The 14,278-nt window shown below is 69.8% G+C and carries 12 protein-coding genes; 7 read left to right on the forward strand and 5 right to left on the reverse strand.

Annotated features, from left to right (window positions below):
• Positions 1 to 113: 113 nt before the first annotated feature.
• The 6 genes from ACGFH9_RS02720 (at position 114) to ACGFH9_RS02745 (ending at position 6,121) form a co-directional block, all read left to right on the forward strand.
• Positions 114 to 2,636, forward strand: a complete 2,523-nt coding sequence (locus ACGFH9_RS02720; protein WP_393214298.1) for a putative bifunctional diguanylate cyclase/phosphodiesterase — start codon at positions 114 to 116, stop codon at positions 2,634 to 2,636.
• An 86-nt stretch (positions 2,637 to 2,722) separates the two neighbouring features.
• Entirely contained in the window at positions 2,723 to 4,045 is a 1,323-nt protein-coding gene (locus tag ACGFH9_RS02725; RefSeq protein WP_393214301.1) for a glycosyltransferase family 87 protein, read from the forward strand.
• A gap of 41 nt (positions 4,046 to 4,086) precedes the next feature.
• Complete coding sequence (locus tag ACGFH9_RS02730; RefSeq protein ID WP_393214304.1) at positions 4,087 to 4,719, forward strand: phosphoribosyltransferase; 633 nt, start codon at positions 4,087 to 4,089, stop codon at positions 4,717 to 4,719.
• Positions 4,720 to 4,741: 22 nt separating this feature from the next.
• Positions 4,742 to 5,128: a zf-TFIIB domain-containing protein gene (locus ACGFH9_RS02735; RefSeq protein ID WP_393214307.1), complete on the forward strand. Its 387-nt coding sequence runs from the start codon at positions 4,742 to 4,744 to the stop codon at positions 5,126 to 5,128.
• Positions 5,129 to 5,230: 102 nt separating this feature from the next.
• On the forward strand, positions 5,231 to 5,908 hold the full coding sequence (locus ACGFH9_RS02740) for a maleylpyruvate isomerase N-terminal domain-containing protein (RefSeq protein WP_393214310.1): 678 nt from the start codon (positions 5,231 to 5,233) through the stop codon (positions 5,906 to 5,908).
• Between the two features lie 3 nt (positions 5,909 to 5,911).
• Positions 5,912 to 6,121, forward strand: coding sequence for a DNA-binding protein (locus tag ACGFH9_RS02745; RefSeq protein WP_393214313.1), 210 nt, complete (start codon positions 5,912 to 5,914; stop codon positions 6,119 to 6,121).
• Positions 6,122 to 6,169: 48 nt separating this feature from the next.
• Here the strand turns inward: ACGFH9_RS02745 and ACGFH9_RS02750 are convergent, their stop codons facing one another.
• A complete protein-coding gene (locus ACGFH9_RS02750) occupies positions 6,170 to 10,360 on the reverse strand; it encodes a replicative DNA helicase (RefSeq protein ID WP_393214316.1) in 4,191 nt (1,396 codons plus the stop codon).
• 307 nt (positions 10,361 to 10,667) lie between these two features.
• On the opposite strand from ACGFH9_RS02750, the gene ACGFH9_RS02755 reads away from it, so the two are divergent.
• Complete coding sequence (locus tag ACGFH9_RS02755) at positions 10,668 to 12,194, forward strand: hypothetical protein (RefSeq protein WP_393214319.1); 1,527 nt, start codon at positions 10,668 to 10,670, stop codon at positions 12,192 to 12,194.
• 84 nt (positions 12,195 to 12,278) lie between these two features.
• Here the strand turns inward: ACGFH9_RS02755 and rplI are convergent, their stop codons facing one another.
• From rplI to rpsF, 4 genes are all read right to left on the reverse strand, one after another.
• Positions 12,279 to 12,725 carry a 50S ribosomal protein L9 gene (gene rplI, locus ACGFH9_RS02760; protein ID WP_355248035.1) on the reverse strand — a complete coding sequence of 149 codons (447 nt, stop codon included), beginning with the start codon at positions 12,723 to 12,725 and terminating at the stop codon, positions 12,279 to 12,281.
• 14 nt (positions 12,726 to 12,739) lie between these two features.
• Positions 12,740 to 12,979 carry a 30S ribosomal protein S18 gene (gene rpsR / locus ACGFH9_RS02765; protein WP_007073789.1) on the reverse strand — a complete coding sequence of 80 codons (240 nt, stop codon included), beginning with the start codon at positions 12,977 to 12,979 and terminating at the stop codon, positions 12,740 to 12,742.
• A 41-nt stretch (positions 12,980 to 13,020) separates the two neighbouring features.
• On the reverse strand, positions 13,021 to 13,557 hold the full coding sequence (locus ACGFH9_RS02770) for a single-stranded DNA-binding protein (RefSeq protein ID WP_266247452.1): 537 nt from the start codon (positions 13,555 to 13,557) through the stop codon (positions 13,021 to 13,023).
• Between the two features lie 91 nt (positions 13,558 to 13,648).
• Entirely contained in the window at positions 13,649 to 13,939 is a 291-nt protein-coding gene (gene rpsF / locus ACGFH9_RS02775) for a 30S ribosomal protein S6 (protein ID WP_355248044.1), read from the reverse strand.
• Positions 13,940 to 14,278 lie beyond the last annotated feature (339 nt).

Here is a 14,278-nt window from a genome sequence, read left to right on the forward strand (position 1 = left end):
GACGAGTGGAGGGAGCATGCAATGCGCGGCAGCGAGTGGTACTGACATCCGGGTGGCACTGAGCGGTAAGCTCCCGTCGTCAACAGGTAACTGTCGGCGACGACGGGAGCTTCATGAGCCAGGGGTCACCGCAGAATCCCAGGACAGATCGACAGCTCCTGCTGCTCGTCGGTCTCATCGTCGTAATGGCAATCGTCCCCACGGTCGTCGCCGGGGCGAACGCGTTGACCCGTCCGCCGGTCTCCGTGGGCGACGGAGCGACGTTCGTGGCGCTGATCTTCATGACTGCGCTGGGCACGATCGTCATGGCCCCGATCCGCATCCGCTCCACCACACACGCCATCGCCTGGGTCGAAACGGCGATCGTGATAGGACTCGCCGTCGCACCACCCTCCTGGGTGGTGCTGGCAACGGGGGTCGGCGTCGGTGTGGGGTCAGCCATCATGAAGCTGCCGATGATCAAGGCGGCCTTCGCAGTCAGCAAGAACATCCTGGTAGCCGGTGGGGCGGGCGTCGCCTCGCTGGCCGTCCACTGGCAATGGCCCTCGGCCGGCGTGGTCGAACTGGCCTCTCTCCTCGGTGTGATCTACCTGGTGGCGGCGCTGCTCGACGATCTGCTGGCGATCCCGGTGATCGCGCTGGCCACCGGCACACCTGTCGCCCGTCAGTTCCTGAACAACCTTGACCTGCGGCTTGCCGGCTTCGGCGTGCGCTTCATCGTGGCCTTCTGCACGCTTCTCATCCTCCGGGAAGATCCCCGACTGCTGCTCGCCGTCCCGCCACTGATGTTGAGCCTGCACCTCGCCTACTCCGCACGCATCCGTGGCCGCACCGAGCAGCAGGCGTGGCAGCGACTCGCCCGCACCACCGACGCGCTCAACGTCGTGGACCTGGACAACGTGCTCACCACCGCCGTCACCCAGGCCGCCGAGTTGTTCTCCGCGGACGAAGTCGAGATCGAGCTGCGCGACGGGCGGCGCACCGTCCGCGGCGCCACCGGCGGCATCACCTTCGACGGGCCGACCGACACGGTCACCGAGGTGGACGGCACCGTCGTGCCCACCCCGCTCGAGGGCCACGACCGCTCCGTCGACGTCGGCGTCCTGCGCCTGCGCTTCCGTGGGCCGGTCGAGCTGTCCGAGCGGGAGCAGTACACGCTGCGTACCTTCGCCTCGGCTCTCTGCACGGCGGTCCGCAACGCACAGGCGTACGCGGAGCTGGCCCGGGTGGCCAACGATCACGCGTACGCCGCCGCGCACGACGCGCTCACCGACCTCGCGAACCGCCGGCACCTGCTCGACCAGGGCACCGAGCAGCTCAGCGCCCGGCACGCCGACGGGGTGACGGCCCTGGTGCTGATCGACCTCAACCACTTCAAGGAGGTCAACGACACCCTCGGCCACGCTGCCGGCGACCAGGTGCTGGTCCAGGTCGCCGACCGGCTACGTGACGCCGCCCAGTCGAGCGATCTGGTGGCCCGTCTCGGCGGCGACGAGTTCGCCGTACTCCTGCGCGGGCTGCCCGCCCCGGCGGTGGCCGCGCACCGGGCCGAGACGCTGCTCGCCGCCCTGCACGAGCCGTTCGAGCTGGACGGCATGCGGATCAGCGTCGAGGCCAGCGGCGGGATCTCCGTGGCCCCCGCCAGCGGCGGCATGGCCGAGCTGCTGCGCCGCGCGGACGTGGCGATGTACCAGGCGAAGCGAGCCGGCCAGCGGATCTCCACGTACGCCCCGACGCGGGACACCGCCGACCTGAACCGTCTCACCCTCGGCGGTGATCTGCCCCGCGCGGTCGCCGATCACGAGTTCATCGTCAACTTCCAACCGATCGTCGACCTGGGCACCGGCGAGGTGACCAGCGCCGAGGCGTTGGCCCGCTGGCACCACCCCACCCACGGGCTGATCGATCCGCTGCGTTTCCTGGAGGCGGTGGAGCGCTCCGGAATGCTGCCGGCCTTCGCCGAGGCGATCCTCGACCAGGCACTGATCGCCGCGGCCGACTGGCGCGACGCCGGCTTCGACGTACCGGTCGCGGTCAACGTCTCGCCGCGCAGCCTGCTCGACGCGCGCTTCCCCGGGTCGGTCCTGGCCCGACTGCGCGCCCACGACCTCCCGCCGGAGCGGCTGGTGCTGGAGCTGACCGAGACGCTGACGCTCAGCCAGCTCGACGTGGTCGACCGGGTGCTCAGCCGGCTACGCGACGAGGGCGTCCGGCTGGCGCTCGACGACTTCGGCACCGGCTACTCCTCACTCTCGCTGCTCTCGCGGATACCCGTGCACGAGCTGAAGATCGACCGCAGCTTCGTGACGACGATGGAGAGTTCGGCCGAGGCGGCGGCCGTCATCCGTTCCACCCTCGACCTGGGCCGCAGCCTCAACCTGGCGGTGGTGGCCGAGGGCGTGGAGAGCGAACCGCAGCGGCGCGCCCTCTGGGAGTTGGGCTGCGCGGCCGGTCAGGGCCACCTGTTCGCCCGGCCGATGCCCGCCGGCACCCTGCTCGCCGCCTTGCAGCGCGGGTCGGGGGGTCAACCCGGATTCCTGGCACCGCCGCTGCACGACACCGGCGCCGTGATCCGGCTCAACCAGACCCGCCGCCAGACCGGCCGCTCCCGCCCCGACCGGCACCTCCCGGCCTGAGCGAGCACGCGCGCCAGCGCCCCCAAGCCCGAGGCCCGGCCACGCGGACAGCGAGGTCAACGACGAGGTCTGCCAGACTGGCGCCCGTGATCGCCGACGCCCCGACCGCCGTCCGCCAGCGCTGGCGGACGATCGACACCGCCGCCGGCGGACTCGCCCTCGACCTGGGCCTCTACTCCGTCTCGGCCCTCTTCGCGGCGATCACCGCGAGCACGTCGACACTCCTGCCGCACCGCGCGTGGGGTGCCGTCGCCGCCGCCGGCTACCTGGTCGCGACGCTCGCGGTGGTCGTTCAACTCGTCGTGCGCCAGCGCAGCCCCCGGCTGGTCGGCCTCGCCTCCCGCTGGGTGGTGACCGGTTTCGCCTGGGTGACCACCGCACTGTCACCCGTGCTCTGGCAGAGCGTCGAACGCGCCAACGGACGCACCGACCGGGCACAGGAGGAGGTGCTGGTGGTCGAGCAGGCGGGCATCCGCCTGCTGGAACACGGCACGCCGTACCTCGGGCGGGACGCGATCGCCGCCCTGCCAACCGGTGAACAACTGCTCGGCTACACGCCCTACCAGCCGGGCATGGCCATGTTCGGCCTGCCCAGGGCACTCGTCGACACCTGGTGGACCGACGCCCGCGTGTGGTTCGCGGTGGGCACCGCGGTGGCGCTCGCCCTGGCGGTGGCCACCCTGCGCGCCGCGCCCGCCACCCTCGGCGGGGATCGCCGGCGTGACGCCGCCCTGCTGCGTGCAGTGCAGGCCGCCACCGTCCTGCCCATCTGCGCGCTCACCCTGGCGACCGGCGGCGACGACCTACCCGTACTCGCCCTCTGCCTGCTCGCCCTCGCGCTCGCCGCCGCCGGGCGGCCGGGCCGGGCCGGCCTCGCGGTCGGGCTGGCCGGCGCGCTGAAGCTGTTCGCCTGGCCGATCGCCCTGGTCCTGATCGTCTGGGGTCTGACCCGGCGAGCCGGTATCCGGGTCGCGGCCGGTGCGATCGGACTTCCCGTGGTCGCCCTCGTTCCGGCACTGCTTGTCGACCGCGACGCGCTGACCGAGAACGTGCTGCGCTTCCCGCTCGGCCACGGCCTGGTCAGCAGCCCGGCGCAATCCCCGTTCCCCGGTCACCTGATCGCCACCGCGCTGCCCGGAGGCCGGCTGATCGCCGCCGCCCTCCTGGTCGCGGCCGGCGCGGCCATCGCCGTCCGGCTCGCGCGCCGCCCGCCCGGCACCGCCGCGACCAGCGCACTGATCTGCGGGTACGGGCTACTCGCCGCCATCGCCCTCATGCCCTCCACCCGGTTCGGCTACCTGCTGTACCCGCTGGCCCTGCTCGCGTGGGCACCCGCCCTGCACCGCCCGGAGGCCGCACCGACCTCTCCGGCGTCCGAGCACCTGCCCGGTCGGACCACATCGGCGTAACCGGCGGGCGCAACCACCCGGCACGGCGTACACCTGAAGACATGACCACGTACCGAGACCGCGCCGATGCGGGACGGGTGCTCGCCGAGCGACTCACCGCCCTGGTCGGCGAGCCGGACGCCGTCGTCCTCGGCCTGGTCCGCGGCGGCGTACCGGTGGCCCGGGTCGTCGCCGAACGGCTCGGCGCCCCCCTCGACGTGCTTGTCGTCCGCAAGCTCGGCATGCCCTGGGCGCGGGAGGTCGCCTTCGGCGCGCTCGGCCCCGGCGGGGTGCAGGTGCTCAACGACGCCATCGCCAGCCGCCTCAGCAGCGACGACATCGCCGAGGTCAGCCACCGCGAACAGGCCGAACTAGAGCGCCGCGAGCGGCTCTACCGGGGCGGTCGCCCGCCACTGGACCTCACCGGACGCGTCGCCGTGATCGTCGACGACGGTCTCGCCACCGGCGCGACCGCCCGAGCCGCCGTCGAGGTCGCCCGCCGGCTCGGTGCCCGCCGGGTCGTGGTGGCCGTGCCGGTCGGCGCCCAGGAGGCGTACGAACTTCTGGCCGCCGAGGCCGACCAGGTCGTCTGCGCCCAGCGCCCGCCTGACTTCGGCTCGGTCAGCGTCTACTACGACGATTTCCACGAGGTCTCCGACGACGAAGTCATCGAGGCGCTCACAGCAATCGCCTAGGTCGACCGGGTACCGTCGGGTGATGAGTGACCTCATCTGTCCCAAGTGTCGCGGCGAGATGCGTCAGTACGAGCGCAGCGGCGTCGTCATCGACCAGTGCGGCGAGTGCCGGGGGATCTTCCTCGACCGCGGCGAACTCGAGAAGCTGTTCGAGGCAGAGGCCAACTGGAGTCGCCAGCAGGCCGGGCCGACCGCGCTGGCGCAGCAGCAGGGTGGTTACCCGCCACCTCCGCCCCCGCCCGTCCAGCACCAGCCCGGTTACGGCGCCGTCCCGCCGCCCCCGCCCCCACCGCCCGCGCACGGCTACCCGCCGGCGCCCGCCTACGGCCACCAGCAGCAGCACCACGGCTACCACGGCCACTACCGGCACAAGAAGCGCAAGAGCTTCCTCGACGAGATGTTCGGCTGAGTCCGGCCGAAGCTCCCGCCCGGGTCGGTACACGCGGTCGACCCGGGCAACGCCGGCCCCGAGCGATTGGCTGACGCGGCGGTCCGTGCGAGGCTGCATCGCATGACCGTCACCCGGCCGGACGAGGCCCTCGCCGAGGCGTACGACGGCATCAGCGCGGTGGTCGACGGCCGCGACGACGCTGACCTGCAACGAGCCACCCGGTGCCGAGGCTGGCTCGTCGCCGATCTGCTCCTGCACGTGCTCGGCGACGCCCAGCGGGCGCTGGTGGCCCTGGCCAGCCCGGTCGACGGTCCCGCCGACGTGGACGACGTGTCCTACTGGCGCGACTTCCCTGCCGGCGACGACCAGGCCACCGGACACGCCTGGTGGATCCGGCGCTCGGCGTCCGCCTTCGACCGGCCGAGCGGCATCGTCCGCCTCTGGAAGGAGACCGCACCGGCGGCGGTCCGCGCGGCCGCATGCGCAGACCCCGAGGGGTACGTGACCACGCAGGGGCACGTGCTACGCGTACCCGACTTCCTGGCCACCCTCACCACCGAGGCCGTGGTGCACCACCTGGACCTCATGCCGGAGCTGCCGACCTCGCCACCACCCGGACCACTGGCGGTGCGCGTCGCGGTGTCCACGATGGACGGTCTGTTGAGTGACGACGCGGTCCGCCCCGCCGGGTGGGATGATCGGGAGTTTCTGTTGAAGGCGACCGGCCGCATCGCCCTCACCGATCGGGACCGGCTGGAGTTGGGCGAGGCGGCAGGCTGGTTCCCCCTGCTGGGGTGACTGATGAACGAGGAAGACGTGAAACCTTCAACCGACACGCTGCCGAAGATCGGTGCGCCGGCCACGCGCGCTCTGCACAATGCGGGCTACACGACTCTGCGTGGGTTGGCCGGGGTGCCCCGTAAGAAACTGGCCGCACTACACGGCATGGGCCCCAAGGCGCTCGACATCATCCAGGCCGCTCTCGAGGAGCACGACCTCAGCCTGGGGTGACGCCTGCCTCGGCCGGTCGGCCCGGACGAATGTGTTCTCGGGCGCCGATCAGCCGATGGCCATGTCCACGAATCGCGACAGATGCAGCTGGGCCGCGACCGTCACCGTGTCGGTGGGCCCATTTCGGTGCTTGGCCACGATGAAGTCCGCTTCCCCGGCCCGCGGTGACTCCTTGTCGTAGTAGTCGTCGCGGTGCAGCAGGATGACAACGTCGGCATCCTGTTCGATCGAGTTGTGGGTGGCGATGCCGTTCGCCACGAAGTTGTGTGTACCGAGAACCGTCGCGTCGAACACCTCCTGCTCACCGATTGGCTCGATAGACACGATCGAGTCCCAGAAGATGTCGTTGGTCGCGTGCAGGTCGAGGTCGGCAGAGTCGAGCACCGCGGCAACCGCCGCGAGCCGAGAGCGGCTGGGCGCGTGCTTCCAGAGCGTGCTGCCGCAGAACTGGGTGCCGATGGCCTTCGCGAACTCACGGTGGGACATCCCCTGCTCGACCAGGATTTCCTTGACCTTGGACCAGACCTCGCGAGGGACCGTGTCGACGTTGGTATTGCTCTCCGTCGCCTCCAGGGCGGAAAGCAGAGCAGCACAACCCTCCGACCGCTGGCCGTGGACTCCGATCTCACGCAGGAACCTCAACTGGTCGTCCCGGCCGGAGATGTCGAGCGTGAACTGGGGACGGTGGCCAACCACCGGCACGGCCCGGAGACGGGCAGTGATGCCGTACCTCAGAAGCAGCCTGGAGATGTCTTCCAACATTCGCCGACTCGGGGACGAGAAGTAGACCCGTCCGCCGCGGCCTGAACTGTTGACGGTGACCGAGCCGTCAGTGGCCCAGAGATGCCGCAGGAAGACGGTCACCTGCTCCTTGGGAAGTCCGAAGACCGAGGATGGGATGAACTTTTCGTGCGAGCGCAGACCGAAGAGGCCCAAGCCGTCCAGCCACTCCGCTATCGGGTTACGTCGGCCTCGAGCCAACCGGAAGGGGGCAGGCAGCCGCAGGGTGGTCACCCTCGCGGCCGCATAGTCGTCGCGCAGGGCGGTGATGCCGAAATGTTTCGCTGCCTCCGCCACCGCGTGCAGGTTCAACTCGTCCCGGCTTGCATAGCGAATCGGCTGACGTCGCACGAAGGAGCCGTCGCCCAGCAGGTGCGCCAGCATGACGACCTCTGCCTCAGCCCACGGGCGAATCGTCATCGGGGGAGGCAGGTGTCGTGGCGTGGCGACGCGGTCGCCCGGTGCCAGTTCACCCAACGGCACCCATCCCGTGAAGGCAAGGAAGGGGTGGTTCGCCGTTGCGTCGATCTGCTTGCCTGAGGCCAGCGTCAGCCGGAACACCTCACGGGTGCCGCTCGGGAAGACGTGGGTCATGGTGCGGGGGGTATAGCGAAGACCCTCGTCGAGGGCCCAGACTGGAATGTCTTTCGTCCGGTTCGACAGCAGTTCGCCGAGCGTGATCTCCGCGTTGTTGTCTGCACGAACGACCCGGGTATCCGCAGTGAGACATCCCGATTCGCGCAAATCGGACAACTGGGGTCGCTTGTCGGTGCGTTGTTCGGGGCCACGGTTGAGCTGACTCACCGCGATGACCGGGCACTCGACCTCCTTGGCCAGCAGCTTGAGGCCACGGGAGAGGTCGGCGACCTCCTGCTGCCGGCTCTCGGTGCGCTTGGGCGAGGTCATCAGCTGGAGGTAGTCGACCACGATCATCTTGAGGTCGTGTCGCTGCTTGAGCCGGCGCGCCTTGGCCCGGATCTCCATCAGGTTCATGCTCGGGGTGTCGTCGACGAACAGCGGCGCCTCGCTGATCTCGCCCATGCACCGGGCCAGCTTGGTCCAGTCGTCGTCGGAGAGCTGGCCGCTACGCAGCACGTGCAGCGGCACCCGCGCCTCGGCCGAGAGCAGTCGCATCACGATCTCGACCTTGCTCATTTCCAGCGAGAAGATCGCGGCCGCCTGGTTGGCGCGAATAGCAGCATTTCGGGCAAAGTCCATACTGGCGGTGCTGTTGTGGGTGGGAATCATCGCCCGGCTGGCCAGGTAGAGATGTTCCGGGTTGTCCACCGTGACGCAGCGGACCGGAACGCTGGGCACCTGACGGACGTCGACGATGAAGCGGGATGTCGTGCGCACGTCCGAGGCGGTACGGCGGCGTTCGGCGTGCGCGTCCCGCTTCCGCTTGAGTCGGAAGACCGCGTCGGGCGTGGAGAAGTTCAACGTGTAGGCGATCGACGACTCGGGGGTGCGCCCGCGTACCGGCTCGGCGTTGACGGTGCAGCGGTAGCCGAGGCTGACGATGAGCTCGCGAACATCATCAGCCAGCCGCTTCGAGGTAGACGTGTACTGCAAGTTGCCGGCTGGGGCGACGGTGCCGTCCGTATCCATCAGGCCCGCGAGGAGCGCCCGGCGCTGGACCTCGGAGGCGCGCAGGTAAGCGGACGGGATGTGCTTGGTCGGCGCTACCCCGGTCTGACGCAGCAGTCCGAGGAAAGAGCCGTTCTGGTTGTGGCAACCAGCGCATCGCCGAGTGGCGGAATTTTCCCGCAGCGCCCGGGTGGACGCGCCGCAGTCCACGCACACACCGTTCGCCGGAACAACGCAGGGGGCCGGCAGCAGAATGGTGTACACCAATGGACCGCTAGGTCGAACGACGAAGCCGTCCGCTTCGATGTGCTGGAGCATCTCAGCGTCAGCCGTGGTGAGCCGGCTGGCGTGACTGTGGCCGTCGCCGAGCCAGGCCCCGAGGGTGTAGGGCGGAATCGGTAGCTGCCGCTCCGGGAGGCAGAGCGGGGCGGTGTTCCGTACCGCATGGTTGAGCCGTCGCTCGGTAGTGTCGGTACGCAACGTGGCAACGATTTCAGCAGTGGTGACCACGGCGTCGTGATCGACTTGAGTGCTAGCCGACGCCGTGCGGTCAGCCCGGCGGAGGAAAGCATCCAGCAGCGTCCCGGACGGGTAACCGGGCGCGGTCCAGTTGCGCGGCTTCCCATGACGAACAGTGGGACGGGCTAGCCGACCGGTCGAACCGACTTCGGAAGCAACAGTCTGCAGGACGTGGCGGAACTCCGGCCCGATCTGCTCCACAGCTTCGAACAACGTGATGGGCTGGTTCCCGGCCCCGCTGTACCTCTCGTACGCAGCGTGCACCCTGACCAGCGACTCCTCCGGCCAGTACCGCCTCTGCTGGCTCGGCTTCTGCCGTCGGCTGGCCCGGCTGGTCGTCTTCCAGAGATGCTCTGCGTCCGCCACGATCACGGTGCCGTCCGAGAACTCGACCTCATAGCAGGGACGCCCGTGCATGACGTCGAAGGCGTGCGTCACCGTGGTGGGGCGGCCGTCCGCCGCCAACAGTTGATCACCCACGCCGACCTCACCCATCGTGGTCCAGCCAGTGGGAGTCGGCAACGGGGTGTCGAGCGCGAGCGCCTTGCCAAGACCGGGCCGGCCGGCCACGATGATCAACTGGCCGGCGTGCAGGCCGTTGAGCAGCCGGTCCAGGTCGCTGAAGCCGGTTGGCACACCGGTCATGACGCCGCCCTGCGCGCCAACCGCCTCGATCTCGTCCAGCGTCGGCTGGAGCATGTCAGCCAGGATCGCGAAGTCCTCGCTGACCCGGCGTTCGGTGACGTCGTAGACGGCCTGCTGGGCAAGGTCCACGACGTCGTCGACGTCGCGGCTGCCGCCGCTGGCGGTGCCGTAGCCCAGCTGCACGATCTTGGTGCCGGCCTCGACGAGCCGGCGCAACACCGCGCGCTCGCTGACGATCCGCGCGTAGTAGGCGGCGTTCGCGGCGGTGGGCACGCTGGCGATGAGAGTGTGCAGGTACGGCGCGCCACCGATGCGTACCAGATCCCCGGAGTCGGCGAGCGCCGCCGCGACGGTGATCGAGTCGGCCGGCTCACCCCGACCGTAGATGTCGAGGATGATGTCGAAGATGGTGGCGTGCACCGGCCGGTAGAAGTCGTTGGTCTTGAGGATCTCGACGACGTCGGCGATGGCGTCCTTGGAGAGCAACATGCCGCCGAGGACGCACTGCTCGGCGGCGACGTCCTGGGGTGGGGTCTTGTCGAACTGGCCGTCCCGCTGCACGGGTGGCTGACCGTTGCCGGACCGTGACTCCGCCCGCATGTCGTCGGTGACCGACACCGGTCCCCCCTCCACTGCGTCAGATCTGGTCCCAGCTCTACCGCCGAGGTACGACAGCTCTCTCGACCGAGCCGGTCGATCGGGGGCCATCGCGCCGGCGGTCGAGGGCCAACCATACGGACCCCGAGGTCAGCGACTCAACAGGCTCGGTGGATGAGCCTCGGGACAACCTGTGGAAACCGGTGGACGAGCATGTGCGCAGGGTGTGCACAGGCTGTGGACAACCGTTGGGGAATTCTCGGCTGCAAGCCTCTGAACTGGCAAAACGTGGTCCCCAGCCTGTGGAGGAGAATATTTCGGTCGGTTCTGTGACACGATCTTCCCGTACTATCTCCAGCGAACGGCTATACCTGGACAGCGGATTACGCTTTGGGTTCAGAAGGGTCACACTCCGGCCGTGAGTTACCGGGACTGGGGACGCGGGGAGGGCAGCCCGCGCGAGCGTCCGCCAACCACCTCGTGGGGTCAGCCTGCGCTGCCCGCTCCGGTCGACCCCTATGACGAGGACGCGGGCTACCGCACCTCCAGCCGGCGGCGTGCGCGGGATCGTGGGCAGGACGAACCGGTCGACGCCTACCTGCCGCGATGGGCGCTGGAGTCGGGGGTTCGACGGGCTGACGGTGGTGGCCGGCATGCAGCGCCCGATGAGGACGATGTCGAGGCCGAGCCTGAGCGCCCGAGTTCCGGTGCCGGCTGGCGTGGTGCCGAGGCGACCGGCAGGCGACGGGCCGACGCGAGCGGTCGGCGTGAACAGCGGGCGATCGGCGCGGGCCCCGATTCGGACCACACCCGGGAGTGGACGCTCGACCGTCTCCAGGATCAGGGGTACGCGGGCCGTCGGCGCGCCGGCTCAGCGGAGGAGCCGGTTTCCGGCGCGGTCTCCGACCGTCGTCCCCGTCGTGCGCCGGCCGGTCGTCCCCAGGTGATCTGGTCCGGTGGGGATCTGGAGGCAGGCTCGGCCGAGATGGCGTCCCGTCCGGAGGTGAGCCGGCCGACGCGGCGCAGCCGACGCGCGGCAGAGGAGTCGTGGACCCGTCCGGCGGTCGATCCCTGGGAACGTGGGTCGGAGCGGCCGGCGGAGCCCGATCCGTCGTACGCGCCCGCTGTGGACCCGTGGGACGCGTCGGGTGTGCACGCGTGGCCGCCACCCGGCCCGGACGCCACGGACCTGAGCGGACAGTGGTTCCAGGGGGAGAATGTCGGTGGTTGGGAGCGATCGGACCGCACCGGCCAGTGGGAGCGGTCCTCGGTCGAGGACGACCAGTGGGACCGGACGCTGCCGCCCCGCTCGGATCGTCTGACGGAGGGATGGCCGAGCCGGGACAGCAACTTCTGGTCCGGTACGCGGCTGTCCGGTGACGATCCGCGCTGGATGGATTCGACGACGTCCGCGCCTCGTTCGCCGGTGGTGGGTTACACCGCTCCGCGGCCGCGCAGTGTTCCCGTACCCCCTGTCGGTGCCGTGCGTAGGGCGGACCGGTCGCCGGTCGGTACGGCGTCGGTGCGGCGGCGGGTCGAGTCGGTGGCGACGGGCGGCTGGGCGCGGCGTCTGGAGGACGACCTCCTCGACCCTGATCCCGGTGGGTCCGTCCGGCCGCTGCTGTACACCACCGCCTGCTACGTGGTGCCGGCGGTGCTGATCTTCCTGTGGTTGCTGACGCTGGACGGGCAGGCGCCCGCCGGTTGTGTCACCGACATCAGTGGGGGCGGCTGCGACTCCGCGCGGTCCCGTGCGGTGGAGTCGTTGCTCGCCGGCTCGCCGCGGTTCGGGTTGGCGCTGGCGAGCAGTCTGATGGTGGCGGCGCTGCTGCGGCGGGTCGGCACGACGTGGCGGTCGGCGACGATCGCGCTCGCCGCGGCGGTGGTCGGCGGTGGTCTCTCCACGGTGCTGATCAGCGCGGTGACCGGTCAACCGATCGGCTGAGCTGGCGAGCGGAGCCTGATGGCGCATGCGCGAGGGCCCGCACCGATCGCTCGGTGCGGGCCCTCGTCGTGGTCCGGCGTTTCGTCAGCCCTGAACGACGTTCAGGTTGAACGATGCGGTGACCTCGGGGTGCAGCTTGATCTTCACCGGGTAGGTGCCGGTCGACTTGATGTGACCGGGCACCTCCAGCCGGCGACGGTCGAGGACCGGACCGCCGGCGCCCTTGACGGCGTCGACGATCTCGGCCGAGGTGACCGAGCCGAAGAGCCGACCGCCGTCGCCGGCGCGGGCCTTCAGGTTGACCTTGAGACCCTCAAGCTGGCCCTTGACCTCGTTCGCGTGGTCGAGGTCGCGGATCTCGCGGGCCGAGCGGGCCCGCTGGATGACCGTGACCTGCTTTTCCGCGCCCTTGGTCCAGGCGATCGCGAAGCCCTGCGGCAGCAGGTAGTTACGGCCGAAGCCGTCCTTGACCTCGACGATGTCGCCCGGGGCACCGAGGCCGGACACTTCCTGAGTCAGGATGATCTTCATATCGGTGCCTCCTCTCAGCGGGCCGTTGCGGTGTACGGCAGAAGCGCCATCTCGCGGGCGTTCTTGACCGCGCGGGCAATCTGCCGCTGCTGCTGCGAGGTCACGCCGGTGACCCGCCGAGCGCGGATCTTGCCGCGGTCGGAGATGAACTTGCGCAGCAGCGCCGTGTCCTTGTAATCGATGTAGGTGATCCCGTCCTTGTCGAGCGGGTTCACCTTCTTCTTCGGCTTGCGAAGTGCCGCAGCCTTGGCCATTGACCTTGCTCCTGGTTTGCGATCGCGGGCGCTCGGCGCCATTAGAACGGAGGCTCCTCGTCGAAGTTGCCGCCCGAACCAGCACGCGCGGGAGAGGGTGCGGCCGAAGCCCAGGGGTCGTCGAAGTTGCCTCCGCCGCCACCCTGGCCACCACCACCGCCGCCACCACCGAAGCCGCCGCCACCGCCACCGGAGCGGGACATCTTCTGCACCTTCGCCGTGGCGTAGCGCAGCGACGGGCCGATCTCGTCGACCTCGAGCTCGATGACGGTGCGCTTCTCGCCCTCGCGGGTCTCGTAGGACCGCTGACGCAGCCGGCCCGAGACGATCACGCGGGCGCCCCGCTGCAGCGACTCGGCGACGTGCTCCGCCGCCTGACGCCACACGGTGCAAGCCAGGAAGAGCGGCTCGCCGTCCTTCCACTCATTGGTGGTCTTGTCCATGAAACGGGGCGTCGAAGCGACCCGGAACTTGGCGACCGCCGCACCGGACGGGGTGAACCGCAACTCGGGGTCATCGGTCAAGTTACCGATGACCGTGATGGTGGTGTCTCCTGCCATGACCATCTCCTCGCGCACTCAGCGTCTCGTCGTACAGGCTCTCAGAGCCGTACGACAGAGTCGCGGAGGCTGATCCGGGCGAACCGGGTTGAATGACCGGACTGAATGCTTAGCGCATCTCCGGCCGGATGACCTTGGTGCGCAGCACGGACTCGTTCAGCCGGAGCTGACGGTCCAGCTCGGCCACGGCAGCAGGCGTGGCCTGCAGGTCGACGACGGCGTAGATGCCCTCGGCCTTTTTGTTGATCTCGAACGAGAGGCGCCTGCGGCCCCACACGTCCGTCTTCTCAACCGAGCCACCCGCGGTCCGAATCACGTTCAGGTACGTGTCGAGCGACGGGGCGACGGTGCGCTCCTCGAGGCTGGGGTCGAGGATCACCATGATCTCGTAATGACGCAAGACGTGCTCACCTCCTGTGGGCTAAGCGGCCACGGTCCTTCCGTGGCAGGAGGTCGTGCGTCGCTGCCCGCACGTGCCGGGGGAACCCGGCCGGACGCGGACAACCTGACCAGGATACCCGGTCCGATCGATCATGCCCGGGGCGGTCGGGTCGACATCGCGGGCATGCCGACGGGGGCTCGCCGCCCGACCGTCACTGGCCGGTGCCGAGCCCCCGTCAACGAGGCCGCGGAGCGTCCCGTCCGCATTCCTTGGGTGGGACCTGGGGAGGAACGACCACACCGATGAGGTTGGACCGGAGACGCCCCGCGGAGCTTTATCGTGTTGTTATCTGACGAT

Origin of the sequence: Micromonospora sp. NPDC049102 (genome assembly GCF_043197485.1) — a bacterium.
Lineage (GTDB): Bacteria > Actinomycetota > Actinomycetes > Mycobacteriales > Micromonosporaceae > Micromonospora.

What these genes read in the sequence shown, in the direction of transcription:
- ACGFH9_RS02720 (WP_393214298.1), top strand. Translation starts at nt 114, where the DNA reads ATGAGCCAGGGGTCACCGCAGAATCCCAGGACAGATCGACAGCTCCTG.
- ACGFH9_RS02730 (WP_393214304.1), top strand. Translation starts at nt 4,087, where the DNA reads ATGACCACGTACCGAGACCGCGCCGATGCGGGACGGGTGCTCGCCGAG.
- ACGFH9_RS02735 (WP_393214307.1), top strand. Translation starts at nt 4,742, where the DNA reads ATGAGTGACCTCATCTGTCCCAAGTGTCGCGGCGAGATGCGTCAGTAC.
- ACGFH9_RS02740 (WP_393214310.1), top strand. Translation starts at nt 5,231, where the DNA reads ATGACCGTCACCCGGCCGGACGAGGCCCTCGCCGAGGCGTACGACGGC.
- ACGFH9_RS02745 (WP_393214313.1), top strand. Translation starts at nt 5,912, where the DNA reads ATGAACGAGGAAGACGTGAAACCTTCAACCGACACGCTGCCGAAGATC.
- ACGFH9_RS02750 (WP_393214316.1), bottom strand. Translation starts at nt 10,360, where the DNA reads ATGGCCCCCGATCGACCGGCTCGGTCGAGAGAGCTGTCGTACCTCGGC.
- rplI (WP_355248035.1), bottom strand. Translation starts at nt 12,725, where the DNA reads ATGAAGATCATCCTGACTCAGGAAGTGTCCGGCCTCGGTGCCCCGGGC.
- rpsR (WP_007073789.1), bottom strand. Translation starts at nt 12,979, where the DNA reads ATGGCCAAGGCTGCGGCACTTCGCAAGCCGAAGAAGAAGGTGAACCCG.